At 40.0% G+C, this 19,880-nt stretch carries 11 protein-coding genes and 1 pseudogene; all 12 read right to left on the bottom strand.

From position 1 onward, the window contains the following. Positions 1–95 precede the first annotated feature (95 nt). The gene (locus D791_RS11295; protein WP_036511665.1) at positions 96–1,028 is read right to left on the bottom strand and encodes an ATP-grasp fold amidoligase family protein; all 933 of its coding nucleotides are present in this window, start codon (positions 1,026–1,028) and stop codon (positions 96–98) included. A 2-nt stretch (positions 1,029–1,030) separates the two neighbouring features. Then, entirely contained in the window at positions 1,031–2,056 is a 1,026-nt protein-coding gene (locus D791_RS11290) for an ATP-grasp fold amidoligase family protein (RefSeq protein ID WP_036511663.1), read from the bottom strand. Continuing rightward, complete coding sequence (locus tag D791_RS19010; protein WP_081763842.1) at positions 2,053–4,116, bottom strand: glycosyltransferase family A protein; 2,064 nt, start codon at positions 4,114–4,116, stop codon at positions 2,053–2,055. The genes D791_RS11290 and D791_RS19010 overlap by 4 nt, the downstream gene beginning before the upstream one ends. A gap of 38 nt (positions 4,117–4,154) precedes the next feature. After that, entirely contained in the window at positions 4,155–4,874 is a 720-nt protein-coding gene (locus tag D791_RS11280; protein WP_051514452.1) for a sugar phosphate nucleotidyltransferase, read from the bottom strand. A 24-nt stretch (positions 4,875–4,898) separates the two neighbouring features. After that, positions 4,899–6,727: pseudogene (glmS, locus tag D791_RS11275) on the bottom strand (glutamine--fructose-6-phosphate transaminase (isomerizing)). 52 nt (positions 6,728–6,779) lie between these two features. Further along, the gene (gene glmM / locus D791_RS11270; protein WP_036511661.1) at positions 6,780–8,111 is read right to left on the bottom strand and encodes a phosphoglucosamine mutase; all 1,332 of its coding nucleotides are present in this window, start codon (positions 8,109–8,111) and stop codon (positions 6,780–6,782) included. Between the two features lie 48 nt (positions 8,112–8,159). After that, complete coding sequence (locus D791_RS11265) at positions 8,160–8,846, bottom strand: FkbM family methyltransferase (protein WP_157682339.1); 687 nt, start codon at positions 8,844–8,846, stop codon at positions 8,160–8,162. A 286-nt stretch (positions 8,847–9,132) separates the two neighbouring features. Further along, complete coding sequence (locus tag D791_RS11260) at positions 9,133–9,468, bottom strand: hypothetical protein (RefSeq protein WP_036511657.1); 336 nt, start codon at positions 9,466–9,468, stop codon at positions 9,133–9,135. Between the two features lie 11 nt (positions 9,469–9,479). Next, on the bottom strand, positions 9,480–11,735 hold the full coding sequence (locus tag D791_RS11255; protein WP_036511655.1) for a heparinase II/III family protein: 2,256 nt from the start codon (positions 11,733–11,735) through the stop codon (positions 9,480–9,482). Between the two features lie 179 nt (positions 11,736–11,914). Next, positions 11,915–12,499, bottom strand: coding sequence for a serine O-acetyltransferase (locus D791_RS11250; protein ID WP_051514451.1), 585 nt, complete (start codon positions 12,497–12,499; stop codon positions 11,915–11,917). 492 nt (positions 12,500–12,991) lie between these two features. Further along, a complete protein-coding gene (locus D791_RS11245; protein WP_036511653.1) occupies positions 12,992–14,578 on the bottom strand; it encodes a DUF6270 domain-containing protein in 1,587 nt (528 codons plus the stop codon). 22 nt (positions 14,579–14,600) lie between these two features. Further along, a complete protein-coding gene (locus D791_RS19005; protein WP_051514450.1) occupies positions 14,601–19,820 on the bottom strand; it encodes a glycosyltransferase in 5,220 nt (1,739 codons plus the stop codon). Positions 19,821–19,880 lie beyond the last annotated feature (60 nt).

Genomic DNA, 19,880 nt, shown 5'->3' with positions numbered 1-19,880 from the left:
CGAGCCTTACTTAGAAATTTTTTTGTAGGTCTTAAATTCTTTGTTATTTAGTAGATCTAAAATCAATCTATTTTTAGCTAACACAAACTCTTCACCTAAGACTTTATCCCACTCATCGTAGAAACTACCTGCCCCCCTGCATTGAAGGTAAGCTCACCGAAATAAAGACCTTCTCTACCGGCTAAAAAGTCAATCCTACAAAAAGGAAATGGAATCTCTGTGCTTAGCTTTTCAACTAGTTCTATATCTCTCTCGTTGAAAAGTGGATTCACTATTTTCCCATCTGATCTATAATAACGGGATATTTTAGCCTGCACCAAATTGCCATTTCTATCAAAGAAAACGTCCTCTCTTCTCTTCTCCCAACGATTTACTTGGAGCACCAAAACAACTTTCCCATAAAAAGTATAAAACTTAACATCATAAGAACAGTCGCCTTCGCTATTTAAAATAAGCTCTTCAACTTCCCACTTAAGACCAGACGGTGAGTTTTGAGCAATGCTAGTCAATGCATGATCAATTGAGCTAAAAGTCTTTCCCGAAAAAACATCTTTAACAACTCCACTTTTATTTTGCAAAAGACCATGCACATTTTTTGATTGTGCTCCAAAAACTGGCTTAAGTACAAACCCATTCTTAATGACAGAAAAATCAAATTTTCTGACGTCACTGTATGAAGCATTTGTAAGGTATGTTTTTGGTAAGCGACAGCCCAGTTCAGCACAGAAATCTTTACCACCAGCTTTACTATTAATTCTATTTCTACTACTGACCATTGAGGCCATAAGACTACTATTAACTATTCTTTGGAATTTGAATGACTTAGAGAACAAATCATTCAACACAACAGTAAACGAATGTGAAACCGGAGGCACTATGCTTAGCCTTTTAATCCTTTTCCTAAGACTATTAAGGCTATCATAATCACCTGACTTGGCCATTCTTTTTATATGAGAATCAATTTCCTTAAAAGAATTTCGGATTTTAGAAAGCTCTTCTTCTATCAGAACAAAACTGTCATTTTCCATTTTCAGCTCTTAACTTTACTGTTTTTATAGAAGTATGAAAAAAGTCTTGCTTCAGCAGACAAGTAACACTCTCCTAAGTATCTATCAAATTCCTGATTAAAAGATGAAAACTGACCAGGTCTGGGAGTAAATTCGCCAAAAGCAAAATCTTTTCTGCTCTTTATAAAATCAATTCGCATAAACGGTGTCAGAATTTCTTTACTGATATGCTTCGCCGTTTCTAAATGTCTGGCACTAAAACCACTACCAATAAAAGATTTATCTTTATAACGACCTGTGCTCGCTAGGCTGCCATCTGGCATCCACTCGCAATATCGAGTTTCATTAGCCCTTTCAACCTCTAGAACAAACCCGACTTCACCGTAAAAACAGTAAAATTTTAAATCCACGGGTGGAACTAATGCACCTTCATCAAAATCACCAATAAACTCTTCTAACAACCAAGAATCTTTTTTAATAATACCACTTTTCATCAAATCCGTGGCTTTATCTAAAGCATTCTGAACCGAAGAAAAACTTTCTCCTGTTCGCACTTCAAAAACACCACCTAATTCATCAAAAATAAAAACCCCATGACTAGATGAGCCATTTTCAGGTTTTAAAACCGATCCATTAATAGGTACTATTTTATTAATCGGTTGATTGTATGCATAGGTCTTTGGTCTTTTCACTCCTAGCTTGTCAATAAATTCATATGCATGTCGCTTATTATTCAGTTTCCATTCTGGCTGAAAATCAAACAATTGTCTTCTGCGAGTTGCTTGAACAAGCAGCTGTTGAAATGACGATGCATTTTTTAAGGGAATTTTATTTTGACTTAATAGCCTTGTATTTTTCTCTGTTAGCTCATCAATCCTTAGTAAAGCGACCATTTCTTCTAATACAGATCTACGTACATCACTCGATAGATGCTGAACAGCAGTAGCAATTTGATTCGATATGATGCTTTTCTGTTCCTTCTCAATCTTTAGCCTTTCATCCGCTCGTGCTAGTGCGGATAAAAGTTCATCAACCCGATTTTTGCTCAAATAACACCCCACATTTTGAATCCAATAAAATCAGGATACCCATCAAGTGGGTAATCAATCAGACTTTTATCTGTTATTCTATACTCATTACACTCAACAATTTGTCCCATGACAACGGGCTCAACTTTACCCTGTTCAAGTTGCTCAAAGTAAAGTGTGCACAAGGACTCTGGAGCTTTATGGAAGCTAGGCCAATGAAAAAGGGCAACTTTTTGCTTGGGGTTTGTAGCTAAGTGTTTCACTACTTTTTTGCAGTCCTCCAACCGTGAAAAATCACCTGCAATCACAATATCGAATTTTAATGGGTCATCAGATCTCTCAAACATACTACGAGGAGCTGGAAATGCCCGATTTTTTTTTGCATCATTGATATTTAATTTTTCATTTGATGCATGCCACCAAGCACAAATTTCTCGATATATATGTCGAAGCCCAAAGTAAACTGTTCTAACATGAGTTGCCTTAGTACGCGTCAAGGAGGACTCCTCATCAAGCGCAAACGCAAGAGGGGTATCATCAAAAATCTTTGCAAAGGCTTTTTTGCCGTAGTGGGCCTGCATTCTCCAAATATATTCTGTATCACCACCTATGCGAACATGATCCCATTCACCAATCGTGTCTAATACATCTCTATGAAACATAAAAGAAGACTGACTCCAGTGGGTTAAACAGTTATTAGGGCGCCAATTCTGTGTAAACAGGAGGTTTTGCTGAGCTCGAATCCAATGTGCAGAGCAACCCTTAACTTCGGGATGCGTTTCCAAGAACGCAACTTGTGTTGCTATTTTTTGTGGGTGGGACCAGTCATCACTATCGTGCGTTGTTAAGAGCTCCCCAGTAGCAAACTTTAAACCAAAGTTACGCGCAGCATAAGCACCACCATTCACTGGCGGCTGTATGGCTTTAATGCGAGGGTCTTCTTTCTCTAAAGCCTTAAGAATCTCAAATGTGTTATCTGGAGAGCAATCATCAACCGCAATAATCTCAATATTGTCATACGATTGCTCGAGCAAGGACTCAATTGCAATGCGCACTTGCTCGCCTGCACTGTATATAGGCATGATTATTGAGACTTTCTTACTTCCTTTAATTACTGGAAGAGGTTCACCTCGAACGTTTGCAATAGATAATGGCTTAGTTTCATCCTTAATACGTATTTTACTAAACCCATGAATCGATAATGCGTGGTTGATCATTTCCAGTCGGTCAATATCACGATCCAAAGAATTTGACAATGCAAAATGAGCATCTGCATCCTTAGGGTGCAAATCAATATACGCTTTAAGTACTTGATACGCGTCTTTAGGACGCCCTAAGCTCATGAGGCAAAAAAAGCTAAGATATACTGTTTCCTTACGAGATTTGTTTGCGGAAACTAACCCCTGCATTTCGCAAGCAAATTCTAATGCCTTCTCTATTTCCCCACAAAAATACAACCAACGTGCTGTGTGCCACATTGCCCACCAGCGCGACTCTTCTTTTGAATCTGTATCCTTATATACTTTTTCAAGCTCTTTTAAAGCCGAAATAGAGTGTCCATTCCATAATTGAACAGATAAATTATTGGTAAGGTTTGATTCAGCCCCCTTAATTTTATATCCCTTTCGTTTACCTTCTTTCAAATAATGAACCAGAGGATTCTGATTTACATCTAAGGCGTAGTTCTGTAAATAAAAAATTGTATCAAAACGCTTACATGGGTTAAATCCAAGCCGCCAACCAATGACCATATAGTGTAGGATTGGATCAACCCCCTTTGGTAAAAACTCTCTATATTCCTCTCTGTACCATTTCCCATTGACTAATTTTGACTTTTTAATAAGCGCATAGTCATTTTCAAGATCTATAGGAAAAGAATACATACTCCGCAAAAGCAAATGTATATCGTCTGCACGCACATTTGATCTCATCGCAGCAAACGAGAAGTTAGTATATGAGTATTTAAAGGATGGAAGCTCAATGACAGATTGAGTGTAGCTGTTCAATGCTTTCGTGTACTCACCCTGTCTATAATACAAATTCCCTTCAGAAAAGCTACATTTTGTCATTTTAAAACTCATTTTTCATTTAATTACAAGGCATTACTGGTAGCAAAGATTTAATCATCCAGCCGCTGCTCAAGACTTGCCAACTGCTCAAGCGTATTGACACCCTCGACCTCTTCCGCTGATAAGGCCTGCTGAGCGTGAATAGGTATACCCTGCTCTTTAGCAATTGAGATGATATCTGTTAAATAATACTCTCCTTGAGCATTATTTGCCGATAGTTTTGGCAACCAGGACTTGAGCAAACTCGCAGGTAAAGTCATGATTCCGGTATTGACCTCACGTACTAACTTCTGTTCGTCATTCGCATCTTTTTCCTCTACAATCGCAACCACTTCGCCGCTGCTATTTCTAAGGACTCGTCCATATCCTTTCGGATTATCCAAGACGACGGTTAACAACCCAACACTCGGCACAGTCGCGCATGTGAGCAACTGATTAAGTGTGATCGCAGAAATGAGTGGGACATCACCATACAGAATTAAAGCCTGACTGTGTTCATTGACCAGAGGCATCGCTTGAGCAACTGCATGACCTGTTCCTAATTGCTCGTGTTGTGACGCAAACTGAATACCTTCATCCTTGACAACTGCTTTAACTTGATCGGCACCATAGCCAACAACAAGGTGAATTTGGCGTGGATTTAGTTTTTTTGCGCTCTCTATAACCCATTGTATCAAGGGTTTACTCTTGAGAGGATGAAGTACTTTCGGCAAGGCTGATTGCATACGACTGCCTTTACCCGCCGCTAAAATAATCACTTCTAATGACATATTAAATTCCCTGCAAACACTGACTCACTCGACGGTGACGCTTTTAGCTAAATTACGAGGTTTGTCGACATCTGTTCCTTTTACTAAAGCGACATGATAAGCCAAGAGCTGAAGAGCCACAACATGCAACACTGGCGACAAAAGCCCATAGTGCTCCGGCATTTTTAAAACTACTACCCCTTCACTGGAGTCTATTGCCGTATCTGCATCTGCAAACACATAGAGAACACCGCCACGGGCACTCACCTCTTGCATGTTGGCTTTTAGTTTATCAAGCAAGCTGTCATTAGGCGCAACGATTACAACAGGCATGTTGGCATCTACAAGTGCTAAAGGCCCATGTTTCAACTCACCTGCTGGATAGGCCTCAGCATGAATGTATGAAATTTCCTTTAGCTTTAATGCTCCTTCTAATGCAATCGGATAGTGATACCCACGCCCTAAAAATAATGCGTGGTGTTTATCAGCAAAATGCCCGGACCAGTTTTTAATTTCTGGCTCTAATGCCAATACTTTTTCAACGGCGAGAGGCAAGTGCAGCAACTCTTGTAAGTATTGTTGTTCTGAGTCAGCGCACAAACGCCCATGTTGCTTTGCTAAAACTAAGGTTAATACAAACAACGTTGCCAATTGTGTAGTAAAAGCTTTAGTGGATGCAACGCCTATTTCTGGACCCGCTCGGGTAATGAAGCGTAACGCCGTTTCACGCACGATAGCAGATTCAGGAACATTACAGATTGCTAAGGTAAATTTATGACCAAGCGCTTTGGCCTCTTGTAAAGCCGCTAACGTATCAGCCGTTTCACCGGATTGTGAGATTACAACCACTAACTGATTAGGATTCACTACGGTCTTTCGGTAACGGTACTCGCTGGCAATTTCAACACTACAGGGAATGCCAACTAAGTCCTCAATCCAGTATTTAGCAGTCATACCGGCATAACTTGATGTTCCACAGGCAACAATTAACACAGAATCAACCTGAGAAAAGATGTCAGCCGCCTGAGCGCCAAATAAACCCGGATCTAGCTGCGCCATACCACTGAGCATTTCTAAGGTATTGCCTAACGCTTGTGGCTGTTCGAACATCTCTTTTTGCATAAAGTGCTGGTATGGTCCCAACTCTACTGCACTTGCTGAAAGCTGTGACAAGGTTTCTGGGCGCTCGACTGTTTTGCCCTTCGCATCATGGATCTCAAGCAGGTTTTGCTGAATACGAACAATGTCACCGTTCTCCAAATAGATCAAACGACGAGTCACACTGATCAAAGCAGACGCATCAGAAGCGGCATAGATGCCATTATCAGCGATTCCGAGCATTAAGGGAGACCCTTCACGTGCCACGATCAGTTGATCAGGAAAATCTTGATGAATAATGGCCAATGCATAAGCACCCTTCACTTGAGTTAAGGCCACTTGAACAGCCATCAATAGATCTGGATGGGATTTTAATTGATACTCGATTAGATGCGCGACAGTTTCAGTATCCGTATCCGAAGTAAACTCATAACCTAAGGCTTGAAGTTGCGTTTTTAATTCCGCATAGTTTTCGATGATACCGTTATGCACTAAGGCCAGTTTACCAGAGATATGCGGATGCGCATTACGCTCGGCAGGAACACCATGAGTTGCCCAGCGTGTATGGGCTATGCCTAAAGCCCCCTCAGCTTTTTGTGCTTGGTTAATGCTTCTAATTCTGCAACACGCCCCAGCGCTCTAAACCGCTGAGGTTCTCTTTCACCTAGTACCGCTAAACCCGCTGAGTCATATCCACGATACTCTAGTTGTTTCAATCCACTGATTAAAAAATCAATACTGTCGACCGATGCATTGGCCGCAACAATTCCGCACATGTTTAAATTCCTTTAGAAAACACATCAAGTATAAAAATGAAACAGCTTTACATTACACTAACATTTCAACCAACGCTTCAGCGCAGTCTTGTGCTGTTTCTCTGCAGGTCGCCTCGACCATTACTCGAATCAAAGGCTCTGTACCTGACTTTCTTAATAGCACTCGCCCATTTTGACCTAAACGATTCTCAATACTCACTAACCGTTCACGCATAGGGCGTGTGTCGAGAGGATTAATACCGGTGTCTTGGTATTTTACGTTAATTAATACTTGAGGCAGTTTTTGCATACCTTGCTTCAAAACCGCTAAAGAGGCTTGTTGCTCAACCATTAATGCCAATACACGCAGCGATGCCACTATTGCATCACCTGTTTGAGCATAATCTAGCAAAAGAATATGACCAGACCCCTCGCCTCCAATACGCCAGCCTGTTTTACTTAGCTGCTCCATCACATAACGATCACCTACATTGGCACGGACAAACGGAATCTTAAGTGATTGCAATGCCAACTCTAAACCAAAATTTGCCATCAGCGTGCCCACAACTCCCCCCTCATACCCCTTTCTTTGGGCATCCCGAGCCAGTATCCAGAGAATCTCATCACCGTCTACAACAGCTCCAGTATGGTCGACTAGCATAATACGGTCTGCATCACCGTCAACAGCAAGGCCGATATCCGCTTGATGATTCTTCACCGCCTCAACAAGACTGGATAATGAGGTTGCGCCACACTGCGCATTGATATTGATACCATTTGGTTGATCATGAATACTGATAACTTGGGCACCCAGCTCACGGTACACCTTAGCAGCAATCTTATAAGCGGCGCCATTAGCACTGTCCACAACGATTTTTAAGCCCGTCAGTTGTAAATGGCTCGGGAAACTGCGCTTACAGTATTCGATATAGCGCCCAGCGGCGTCTTCGATACGGCGAGCTTTGCCTAAATGTTCCGATGCCACACACTCTATGCCATGCTCAAGTGCATGTTGCAGCATCTTCTCAATCGCTTGTTGCTGTGCATCCGATAACTTTGATCCCTCGTTAGAGAAAAACTTAATACCGTTATCGTAATAAGGATTGTGTGACGCACTAATTACCACCCCAGCATCCGCACGGAAGGTAGAGGTTAAGTAAGCCACTGCTGGTGTGGGTAAAGGGCCTGCTAGAGCGATATTGACACCCGCTGCGGATAAACCCGACTCCAGCGCAGATTCGATCATATAACCACTGGCGCGCGTATCTTTGCCAATTAGAATTTCTTGTGTACCCTCTGCCCCTAAAACTTTGCCCGCAGCCCATCCAAGCTTCATGATAAAGTCTGGTGTCATGGGGAATTGGCCTACAAAGCCACGGATACCGTCGGTGCCAAAATACTGCATTTTCTATCCTTTGTTTGTGTTGGTCGCTTCAAAGCTTTGTTAAGGTGCTTACCAACCTTTAACTTTTAATTGTCTTAAAACATTAACAGCTTTTTTAAGTTTTTTATGATAATGCCGCATTTGATAAAATGATTTTGCATTATCAAAAAACAAAAATTTCCATGGAGAGTCTTTGATTTCATCTTGATGTATAAAAAAATGTGTTGGTGTTCCATTAAAAGAATGGCAATAGACGTAATTACATTCCTCAACAAAACCTCGTATTTTATCGAAAGCATTGGTGTCGGCTGCCTCAACTATAAGTAAGGGTTTATCTGTTAAGATTTTAGATTTCGCCCCCATTAATACCTCAAATTCCATTCCTTCCACATCAATCTTTAGAACTGTAATTCTCGCATCAAATGAAATTTGATCCAATGGATAAACTGAAATATCACATTTACCTGTTTCGGAGATTTGTAATGATTGTGCGCCAAGATTCCTATCATCAAGATTAATAAGTTTTGCTTTAGATACAGCTTGACCAAGCCCGATATTAAAAACTTTAACCCGATCATTTAAGCTATTTAATTCTACACTTTTACAAAACGGTTCATACAAGCGCTTATTTGGTTCGAATGCAACCACCTTACAACCTGCTACTGAGGCTAAATACAATGAGTGATTACCAATATTAGCACCAACATCTACAAACAAATCATTATCGGAAAGCCCCTTTTTAATAACTTGTAGCATTTCATACTCATAAGGCCTTTTGCTTTCGTAAATTGTACTCTGAATATAATCCACTTCATAATCAGGCATAACAATAGTATAAATTTTATTTTCGATGCATAGCCTTATGCAACTTTCAACATTGGACATGATGAGCCTAATTATAATAAAATAGAAAAATAGTTTTAATAATACTGTAATCTTATGTAATGTCAGAGTTACGGGTGTTTGTTTGATCTAAACTGAAGAAGCGATAGGATTATAGTGGATTCTTTAAGAAACTGTTTGAACTTTCAGATAAACAAGACTAAGAATCAGAATCAGAAGGTATAGAAAAATCTAACCCTAAAAGATGTTCAGGATGTCTAGTTGCATCAACCCTTAAAGGGCTTTTTATAGAATTTACATCACTTGAACAGATTAGCTCTTCAATTCGAAATTTAAGCTGGTCATTTTCTTCTTGAAGTTGGCTAATCTTTTCTGATAACAAAGCTCTTTCTCGCGCAAATTCAATAGTTAAACACTGCAAACGTATTGCAAGATCATCCTCATTATCATTGCACTCAGTATCTGCTACTACTAGATCAGTCAAGCCTTTATCATCAGCTTCAATTTTAGGATTATTTTTGTCATCAGCAATCATAGAACACCACCTTAAAAACCACTCACGCCATAGAAAAAGAAAACTTTCAAACCTCGATTTTTTGCAAGAGCGGCACACAGACTTTTTAACTGATCTGAAAGTTCCACACTGATCCACACCTCACCAGATTTTGTCATACGTTTGACTAGCATAGGTAGCATAGTGAGTAACACTGTTGTCAAATTTTTCTCATTGAAACCAGAATCTGTAACAACTAACCTTCCCACCCCTTCAACACCTGATAAAACTTTTTTATCAATCGTAATAGGCGGCTGCTTTGAAATCTGCACAACATGGCATTTCACCCATGTTGTAAGGTAGTTCGTCTCTAAGATTTTCAGTATATGGTCACATGATTTTTTCTCATTCACTATTAATTGCAAATGTCCTATACCTTGATTACGGTGTACTTTTGCAAGTGCCAAGCATGCCGGCGAATCACCTAATAAAACGGAAGTTAATATAGGTTCATCATTATTGGTAGCTCCTAAAAGTTGTTCTAAGGAATATAAAGGTATTTGATCATGTACTTGCAGTGGAATGGTGTACATATCCGCCATATCAAAATGGAAGCGTGTAGTCACATTTAGCTGATTTCGCTCCTTAAAAACCACTCTAAGGAGTTGACTAGGTTCAACTTGATTGGCTTTATAAGAGATACAGCTAAATACACGATCCTCCTTACGGCCGGAGACTACAGAAAGATCATCCGGCGTATCACCTTCAAACTCGATAGCTAACTGATTACCTGTATCACTGGTAACCAGTACTTGATTGTTATTGATCGACAAAGTTTTGTCTTTTGGGAAATGCCATTGCAGAGTTATATTCCTAGACTGCTCATCGTCAGCTAAAATTTTATCTTGAACTTCAACCAGTTTATTTTGTGAATCAAAAGTAACATTTCGTTCATGAAAAACAGGTGTGAGCACATCAAGTTGCATTTTTATATTTGGTTTGGTATCTGACTCCGAAAACTCAGACACCTTCCAAGCAGATAAACGATGCTCAAACTCCTTCGAATAGCTTGCATGAGATATGATTGGAACATTATGACCAGGACGACCACGCATATACTTACGAACTGGATCGTTATTAATGTAGTTATATAAACCAGAGTCGATCAGCCAATCTTCACCACCGGCATACAAACTAATGTGACCTTCATCTTGCTGATGATGATAACGACTGGAACAACCCACTTTCACAATTAGATGAAAGGCTTTTTGATAGTGTTCTTTAGCCGGCCATTCATTACGAAATATTGCGTAACCAGACCTAGGGTAGACTTTGTTAAGTATTGGCGGTTTGACACCTTGTTTGCCTTGTGTAAGTGAGTAAAGAAAATACTGGTACTCTAAACGATGCCCAAACATCTCTTTATATGCATCAGATGTTGGTAGCTGTTCTGTATCACCTATTGGTGGAAGCCTTCCATCTGGACGCAATATATTGGTTACAAAACTAAGTGCTTTCGCAGAAAATTGATTAAACTGTTCAGCAAGATCACCTAAGACCTCTTCTGGATAATCTTTAATTATTCCAAGAAATACCTTAAAGACGAATATATGATAGGCAGGGCTATTCTCAACGTGAACGCCTTCAAATGTAAAGGCAAATTCTAATTCACTTTTAATTCTCTGTATGGCAATCTGCTGCCACTGCTGTGCCTGTTCACCATCATAGACAGTGCCCAGCAAAAGCAGAACCCGTGCCTGTTCAAGCCCATGATTCGTGTGCTCAGAATAAAAACTATCCTTAGCAAGCCACTGACCATGAACTAGTAATGCCTGCTCAATGTAGATTAAAAAACCAGCATGTCTATTCGCCCACTCAGAAGCAGATTCACGACAGTAATATAAAAAGAAAATCAATTGCTCTGCACGTAATGCTGTTGCATGGTCATGCCAGATAAACTCAAATGGATAGCTAGTATCAGTTTCTAGGTAGGTATCTAACCATGACTGAATCGCCTCGCGGGCCGAGTCCAGCACCGCCTCATCGCCAGAGGCACGATGGTAAGCCATGAGGTAAGACAGAAACGACAGCCAATTGAGACGCCACTGCCAACTGCGGTTGTTAAGTGGGTTTTGCTCCCAGTTACACCAGCCCTGAAATTTGACCGCCTTAAAAGGTGCCAACTCAAGCTGCTTGTTGACAACCAACTTCTCGCCAAGATCTTTGTTGGTTGATTGGTTTGAGAACAACTGCAGTTTATCTTGGATGCAGAGCTTTAGCTCTGCATCCTCTAATTTTCTTAAATTCATAATAAAATAAAATGTCCATTAACTTCAAAAAGAATTAATCAAGCAAAAACACCAAGGAATGCTATAATTTTTAATTATAATTGCCAAATTAACTCAACTACGCAAGCATATTTCATCCGCTCAAAAAACAACAATAACAAAATTCCCGCCGACTTAAATTAATAATTAATAAAAGATCCTCAGCTAGGAAACAACAAAGTATATTCAATGTCATTTAGCAACTGAAGAGAACGAAAGAAGCCGCGGTATTTTAAGCAATTTTCTTTTCTTATATTTTTTACCTTTCTTGCTGGATTACCAACATACACTGAAAATGGTTCGGTATTGGATAACACAACAGAATTCGCACCAATAACAGTAAACTTCTCTAACACAACTACCCCCAACACCTTAGAACCACAGGCTATGTAACAATTATCTTTCACGATCGGTACAAAGAAGTTTTTACCACTTTCATCTTTAGATACTGATCCTGGGGTTCCTCCCAACGTCACGTTTTGAGAAATGCTGACACCATTCCCGATCACACAATTTTTATGTAATACAACACCAATACCACCATATCCAAAGCTTACACCATCGCCCATTTTTGTTTCAGGAGAAACGAATGAATTATGTAAAACAAGAATTAGATTCTGATATTTTTTAATCATCCTCACGTCATTTTTTACTACATATTCCTGTGCTTCTTTCCAGAGATACTGAATACTTGGAACAGAATCTAAGCCACCCAGAATATTAATAAAGTGTTCACCAAGCTTCATACTTCTGTTTCCTCAACAAAATAGATGGAAATTTTGACAACCCATACTTCTTCAGCCAACACATAACACATCGTTTACAATTATCTTCTAATTTATAGATTTCCGACAACACAATTAAACTAAATTTGTTACAGAAGGAAATTTAAAATTATTATGAATATCAAACCAAGAAAAGTATAAATTTCGAGAATTTATAAGATACAGTTTTATACAAAATCATAAATTGGTTTTGACTCAGACAACCAAAAATTAAAAAAGCATACTCACATCATTAAATAAATCTTGACTTCCACTAAGAAACTTAGATTCATTGAAAATGAAAAATCAAGCACAGCTGAAAATAAAAATAGAGATCGAAAAATATAGTTATAAAAAATTATAGTTAACCTACTACATTCATCGATGAACAAGCGTCCACACAAAGAAAATAAAACTAAATCTAATGTAAAAACCATCCAAAAAGTTCTACACAAGCCCTAACTAACACTATATTTAACTACAACACATTAGCTCTATTTTAGCATTGGGAAAAATGAAATCGTACGTTTTATTTTCAAGAATCCCTTTAATTATTTGAATTTCAGATTTAGCATCAAGAGGGGCGTGACCAGTGTCTGGATCATCATATTCAATAAATTTTACACTTTTGAAGAATGATAGACTCGTTTCACTACGCCATCTTTTATAATGCCTTTCATAATGGAAAACATCTGCTTTATTCTGGGCATAGATCAAATTAAATGGACCACTATGGCCATTTATGCTAAATCTATTTTGATTATCACTCGCATTTTCGACATATTTCATATCACCACCAAAAGCCACTTGAACTAACTTAATAAGTGCTCTTGGATCATAATCTCTTACATCAGTTTGAACATTAGACATAAAGAGATTAGAGTTTGGTGTACTTTTAGCAAGATAGAAACCTGGTATACCACCTCCACTTGTACCGAAATAAAGAATCTTACCAGTGTTTATTTTTAACTTAATTACAAATTCCTGCCATAACTTAGCAAGCTCAAGCGCATAAAACTTTTTTTTCTCGCCCTGAAACCAAGCCAAATTTATTTCATCATCTTTAAATAAGGTAGGATCAAAGCAAGAAACACAGTTATACCCTTCAAGCGCATCAAAGTATTTAGATCGTTGAAAAATAGGAGTTGGTTTACCACGAATAGTTCTGCCTGGGGTAAAAAACACAATCGGGTATTCAATACCAGCGGACATATCCCATTTAAACGGATACATCACTCCATCCCTATTTATAAAAAACACACCAATTTTTAATGCCTTATAAGCACTAAATAGATCTGGGAAAACTTTACCTGAGTTTTGATTTATAGGCATTTCAATTTTACTTAGCAAACTTATTTCAAGGCTTTTTTTAGTATAATTATAAAAATCATCAACATAATGAAAAGGCTGAACTCCCCACTTGTGATTGCTTGCAGAAACTAAAACATCTCTAGGATAATCTAAGAACTGGTTTATATTTATAAATTTTGCTATATAAGCATACATTCTATCCAGCATTTTATTATTTCGCTGTATGTAAGCAGAGATTTCTTCTGAAAAAAGATTTCCTCTATCTATTTGATCAACCCACCAGACTCTATTTACTCTTAATTTATTAACAGCACCAATGCTTTCTAGTGTCTTTATAAACTTCTCAAACCCAAGCTTCCAATGCTCAAATTTTTCTTCTGAGTCAAATGAGATCGCATTAAATTTTTTTTCTTGATTTTTTTTATATTCTGTAGATATTGTGCAGAAACTACCATCAATTTTAGCTAAATTAAATCTTTCATCAATAAGATCTATAAGTATCGTATCATAATTATTTTTTAACAGATCATTAAAAATGTTTTTATGGAGATCTCTTGCAACCATTAATCGCTGCCACTTTGAATCTATTTTACTAAGCAATTGTTCATCTTTTATTGGCTTAGCATTTATCGACGCAAAACTTGACCGTGCATAATACTCAACTAGCTTAAAGTTTTTTGCGCCAGAAATCTCTATAAAATCTCTCGAAACGCAGCTACCAAAAATAAAAATCTTAATTGGAGATGTCATAAAAAATCCACATAAAAAAGCATCATTCAAAAAATTCGATTAGTTCTTTAGCTATTTTTTGAATATCAAATTTTACCTTGATGTACTGGGCCACTTGAGTCTGAACGCCAAGCCTTGCTTTTATCCCTTGCGCAGCATGTGAAGCATTCGAATACACCCATTCTTTGGGGTAAATCTCATCCGCGCCTTCCCAAGATAGTGAGATAGGCGTACAACCTGCTGCCCCCCCTTCTGCAATAGCAAGATGAAAACTTTCATGGTCACTGACGGAAAGAATGTAATTGATACCCACATACCACTCGGGCATATCGTCGCCGTGGCCATCAAAGAACACTGCTCCTTTAAGATCCGCATCCTCTTCCAAACGACGATATTGTGCTTCATACCAGGCCATCTCTTCGGTACGCTGAGCCATCCAAGGGTAGTCCTCCGGTCGCTTACCCTTTACCCGCAGGGTGTAGCCGTCATCTTCTTGGCGCAGCTCCCTGAGGATATCAAGCGCGCGATCAAGTCGCTTGCTTTGAGGCACCATGCCTACCAGACCAATCACCTTGGAGTTAGTTGGCTTTCGCTGCACAGCCTGCAGGGAATTGATATCTACGCCGTTATAGATCACCACACCGTTTTTCTTAAGGGCAGGATTACGTTTCTTGGCATTGCGAAGCATATGGGGGCCTACAAAGATCACCGTATCGAATACCTCAAAGGGTACCTTATCGAACAGCACACTACGAATCTCTTGTGCATGCAAACGGCCGACTAACTTCTGCATTGGTAACTTATACTTGCCGTACCAAATCGCATTACCTAGTGTCCATTCACAAAACACGGTATCTGCTTGTTTGATGAGTCGTTTACTCGCGTCTTCATTATGTTGGTTATGACCTGTCCAAAAATCTAACAACACCCTAAAACCTGCATTTGTAAAATAAGGGTAGAAGGGTTTGATAAATTTAAGGTCATGACCTGCAATCACAACCGTTTTCTTTGGTGTTACATTTGGTGCAGTTTCATGCAAGCGTGTTGGTTTTCTAATGGCTAGGGTTGATTGTTTTTCTGCCCAAGCGCCTATGTTTTCCAGCTCAACAGATGATTGCAGTTGCAATAACTGTAAGCCTGTATCTATCTCGTTTTCTTCTAAGGCAACACCAGGCCATTGTTGATCTTTAAGACTTGTGTCTCTTATAAATCCTAAACGAGCATGTTGGGTGTAAGTTGTTGGCCATGCGAGATCCTCTAAATCCTCTTCTTCTAAGTTTTCTAAGGCTCTAGGATTTGCGTAAAGCCAAAGACTGTTAGGGGGAGTCGAGGTATCTCTTATATCGCAACATTTAATACCCGCTGCTTGTAACTCAACTTTTGTGCCTTCTAACCATTGATGTGCAAACACAGCGAATGGTCGTAGCGTTTGTTGTAATATGCACTTGACAGCCGTTTGTGTTATTTCATCAGATACTAGGTTTATCTTTGGAGGTTGCGGTGCATCAATCACCATACCCGCTGTTCTGAGCATTTGAGCAAGACGAAGCTCAGTGGTATGCGCACGCATGATTGCTCTAGCACCTTTTAATGCTACACGCCAACGATAGGCAGGGTGCTGCATTAGATTCTCTAATGCCTGAGCTGCTTCGCTTTCAGTTTGTATAACATGGCCTGCATTCTCTAAATAACGATTCATGCCCAATGCTGGACCTGAGATCATAGGTGAACCACAGGCTGCAGTTTCCACCACTCTGCGCGAGAACATGGTAGGTGAATCAAGTACCGAGTTAACATTAATTTGGACAGGATGCGATTTATAGGCTTGAATCATCTCTTCATAAGATAAGCTTCCTGCAACATAACCTCCTAAGCCGCCCGGATATTTGTAAGGAGATTCAGGATCATCATGTTGTCGATCATAAATTGTCAATCCTAGAGGCGCTGCTGCACTCATGATTTTATCCATGTATTCGGTGCGCTCTGGGTAGCGTTTACCGTAGTAAGTGCCCCCATATGCGGCCGTTTGCTGCCATGGCCTTCTAGATGGTAGCAAGTTATGAATTTTCGGTGATGCATAGAAAGGACAGCTGCTTGCTGTTTGCGTGATGGCATTCGGTGTAGCCAAATAAGGAATAATACGACGGCTATCCGTGGTAAATACATGATCACACATACTAGCAGCTTTACGGAAACGATCGAAATGAACTGGGTCTTCTTTGTTCCAAAACAGTGAAGGGATACCTTGCTTGCGACAATAGGTTAACAAAGCTGCTAGTGGTGCAAACTCTTCATCACTGTAGTATCCAACTTTTTTATGCCACTCCCAATCATTACCCTTCCATGCAGATTCAACGAACATGGCATCAATCGGTTGCTGTGAAAGCTCTTGTTGCCAGTTATCTGGTGATAGTCTAACCACTTTAACGGCACTGGCTAAAGTATCAGTCGTGAATTGATCTGCAATCAAACCTATGGTGATCTGACCTAGGGTTTTACATTGAGTTGTTCGTTGTGATCTTGACTTAGCTTGTTGATGCAACAACCTATTAATGAAAGAGCTGTAATGACTAGTGACTTGATTCCAAGTACGCTCTTTTTCTATCCATTGACGGGCGGCTTGACCTAACCGCTCACGCTCATTCGGATTGGCGATTAACTCTTTTAAAAGTTCAGTTAAGGATGCAACGCTATCTTTCTGGAACAACCGACCGCGTTCATTGTTGCCCGCAAATACTTTATGCGGTGATACATTTGAAAGCACCACTGCCTTTGCCATCGCCATGGCTTCTAGGGGCTTAAGTGGGGATACCATTTCAGTGACCGCAGACGAGAGTCTAGGAATAGGCATAATATCCATGCACGCCAAATAGTTAGGCACTTGATCAAATGGAATTCTGCCCGTAAAGCGACATTCACTTTCGATTTCAAGCGCTTTTGCCTTAGCCTTAACAAGATCGATAACTTTCCCATCACCTACTAACACAAAACAGAACTCAATCTCCGCTTTCTTAAGCTCTGCTAAGGCTTCTAGAAGTAATTCTAAACCCTCGTAAGCCACGGCACTGCCTGCATAACCTATGACAGGAACATTTGGTTTTATATTTAGCTGCTTAAGTAGTTCAGGATCAGCCGCTGTGGGTTTAAATCTATCTGCATCTACGGCATTAGGGACGACTTGGATACGATCCCTTGATGTTCCACGAGCAACCAGTTCATCGGCTAACTCTTCTGTAAGCGTAATGACTAAATCAGCTTCACGTGATGTCAGTGATTCCAATGATTTCATCAAATGATAGCGATCTGAATCCATCCACTCTGGTTGTGTCGAGGCTTGAGTAACTTCCCAAAGGCCTCTGACTTCATAAACAAACGGGAGTCCTAAACGCCTGGCAGCCATAAGTGCAGGAAGTGCAGTAATATGGTTGGATGCAGCGACTATTACCTCTGCACCCGAGGTTTGCGCTTCCCTCAAGAAGTGGTCTGCAGTTTCTGCTAAATAACGGTCCAATGGTGTTTTAGCGAGGCTCCACCCCGCACAGGCGGTATAAGTAATGCCATCAACCTCTTCAAGATGGTAGCCTTTTCCTGCCACATTGATATTCGCATCCCAAGGAAAACCTGTGCGAGTTGCTGCGTTGACTTTCCAACCCGATTCTTTTAGACCAACAGCAATACCATGAGAACGCGTTGAATAACCGTTTGTTGCATGAGGTACAGATTGATGTAAACAATAAAGCAAATGCTTACGTCGTGTCATTAGACCCGCGTTAGGTTGTCTTGAAGGTAACTTCCACCCCTGTTGAAGTCTTGCTAAACCTTTTACAAATTCATGAAAGTCGCGCTGCGTCTTATCGAACTTGACATTATTGGCGATAAGATGATCAAGGATTTCAAGAGTTTCGTTTAGGTTACCCTGCTTATAAAAGAGTTCACTTGCAGTTTTGTAGGTCGCCGTGTTTAAATCGATCGTGGCGGATTTTCCAAGTCGTTGATTGGTAGCTGCACCCAGCAGCGTTTTCCCTGCTAACTTAGCAATGAGTGTTTCTAGATTATATGACATCCGTAAGGATACAGGTTTTGGCGCAGCCATATTCAATAGTTTTTTAAGCTCTATTGACAAGCTTTCACTGTTATCAACCTTAAATGAATGAATATGATGATATTTATCTGCATATTCCATAAGCGCTTCAACATCAGATACAAGTAAAGGCTTTCCATATGTAAGTACCTCAACGACTTTCATCGGAGGGACAATATTACACACTTTTAACTTCTTACGTGGTATGACTATCGCATCAACTAAAGCATAGTAATCACCCACTTGTTCATGAGGCACGCGCCCCACTTGAATCACCCAAGGCTGATCAGACAGTGTTTTTGGTTTGCCGGTATCTGCCAACTTGACTGTTAAGGGTTGATCATCGCCGACAAGTAAAAGTTTGAGTTTCTCTCCCTGTTGAATCAATTTAGCACATGCATCTAGTAATGTCTCAAGACCTTCGTAAGCACTAAAACTTCCAATATATCCAACAACTTTTTCCTGCTGTTCTATCCCTAACTGTTTTATCAGTGCCTGATCTATACTCTTAATCTCAGGTAACTCACTCACGCCATTTGGCACTAAATGAATTTTTTCAGCATCCACTCCACGACCAATAAGTTCATGCTTCATGGCATTATTGAGCGTAAAAACAGATTCTGCCTGCATCGAAACAAACGTATCTCGCTCCTTTTCAATTAGATACTCTTCTGTATCTGCATATCCGGGCTCGCGTGCATCACGCGAAAGTTCCCAAAAACCACGCACCTCGTTGTGAAATGGAATACCAAGACGCTTTGCTGCAACCCAAGCAGGCAGTCCTACTATCCAATTTGAAGCCGCTAAGACAACGCTAGGACGATACACTTGAAAAAGTTCAACGAACTTTTCAACACTCTTTTCAAACTGTTTTTGTGCATTATGTGCTTTTTCCCACAAGCGACTGTGGATATAGCGCACACCATCAACTATCACTTCTGGTGCGATGTCTTTTGTAATATCTTTATTCAACTCCCACGGGCGACCAGGCTTAACAAAACATAGCACCTCAAAGCCATGTTCGTTAAGCGCCTTCGCCACGGCTTGAGTTCTGATTGCATAGCCATTGCTTGCGTAGCTTTGACCGTGACTGACAACGTATGCAACACGGTTGTGAATTGGAAGAAAATTTACTGCTGACTGCTGAGCACACTGCTGTGCAAGCTGAAGAAGCGCATCCATATTACAAAAGACCTCAGGGTATTCCTTAGTGCAGGCATCTAACCGATGCCTGCGGATCAT

Origin of the sequence: Nitrincola nitratireducens (genome assembly GCF_000585235.1) — a bacterium.
Lineage (GTDB): Bacteria > Pseudomonadota > Gammaproteobacteria > Pseudomonadales > Balneatricaceae > Nitrincola > Nitrincola alkalisediminis.
This window is presented reverse-complemented; position numbering and strand designations above follow the sequence as displayed.

Bases quoted from the DNA above. Each gene is read 5' to 3' on its own strand.
- glmM (WP_036511661.1), bottom strand. From the start codon at position 8,111: ATGCAGTATTTTGGCACCGACGGTATCCGTGGCTTTGTAGGCCAATTC.
- D791_RS11250 (WP_051514451.1), bottom strand. From the start codon at position 12,499: ATGAAGCTTGGTGAACACTTTATTAATATTCTGGGTGGCTTAGATTCT.
- D791_RS19005 (WP_051514450.1), bottom strand. From the start codon at position 19,820: ATGGATGCGCTTCTTCAGCTTGCACAGCAGTGTGCTCAGCAGTCAGCA.
- D791_RS11255 (WP_036511655.1), bottom strand. From the start codon at position 11,735: ATGAATTTAAGAAAATTAGAGGATGCAGAGCTAAAGCTCTGCATCCAA.
- D791_RS11280 (WP_051514452.1), bottom strand. From the start codon at position 4,874: ATGTCATTAGAAGTGATTATTTTAGCGGCGGGTAAAGGCAGTCGTATG.
- D791_RS11245 (WP_036511653.1), bottom strand. From the start codon at position 14,578: ATGACATCTCCAATTAAGATTTTTATTTTTGGTAGCTGCGTTTCGAGA.
- D791_RS11260 (WP_036511657.1), bottom strand. From the start codon at position 9,468: ATGATTGCTGATGACAAAAATAATCCTAAAATTGAAGCTGATGATAAA.
- D791_RS11295 (WP_036511665.1), bottom strand. From the start codon at position 1,028: ATGGAAAATGACAGTTTTGTTCTGATAGAAGAAGAGCTTTCTAAAATC.
- D791_RS19010 (WP_081763842.1), bottom strand. From the start codon at position 4,116: ATGAGTTTTAAAATGACAAAATGTAGCTTTTCTGAAGGGAATTTGTAT.
- D791_RS11265 (WP_157682339.1), bottom strand. From the start codon at position 8,846: ATGCTACAAGTTATTAAAAAGGGGCTTTCCGATAATGATTTGTTTGTA.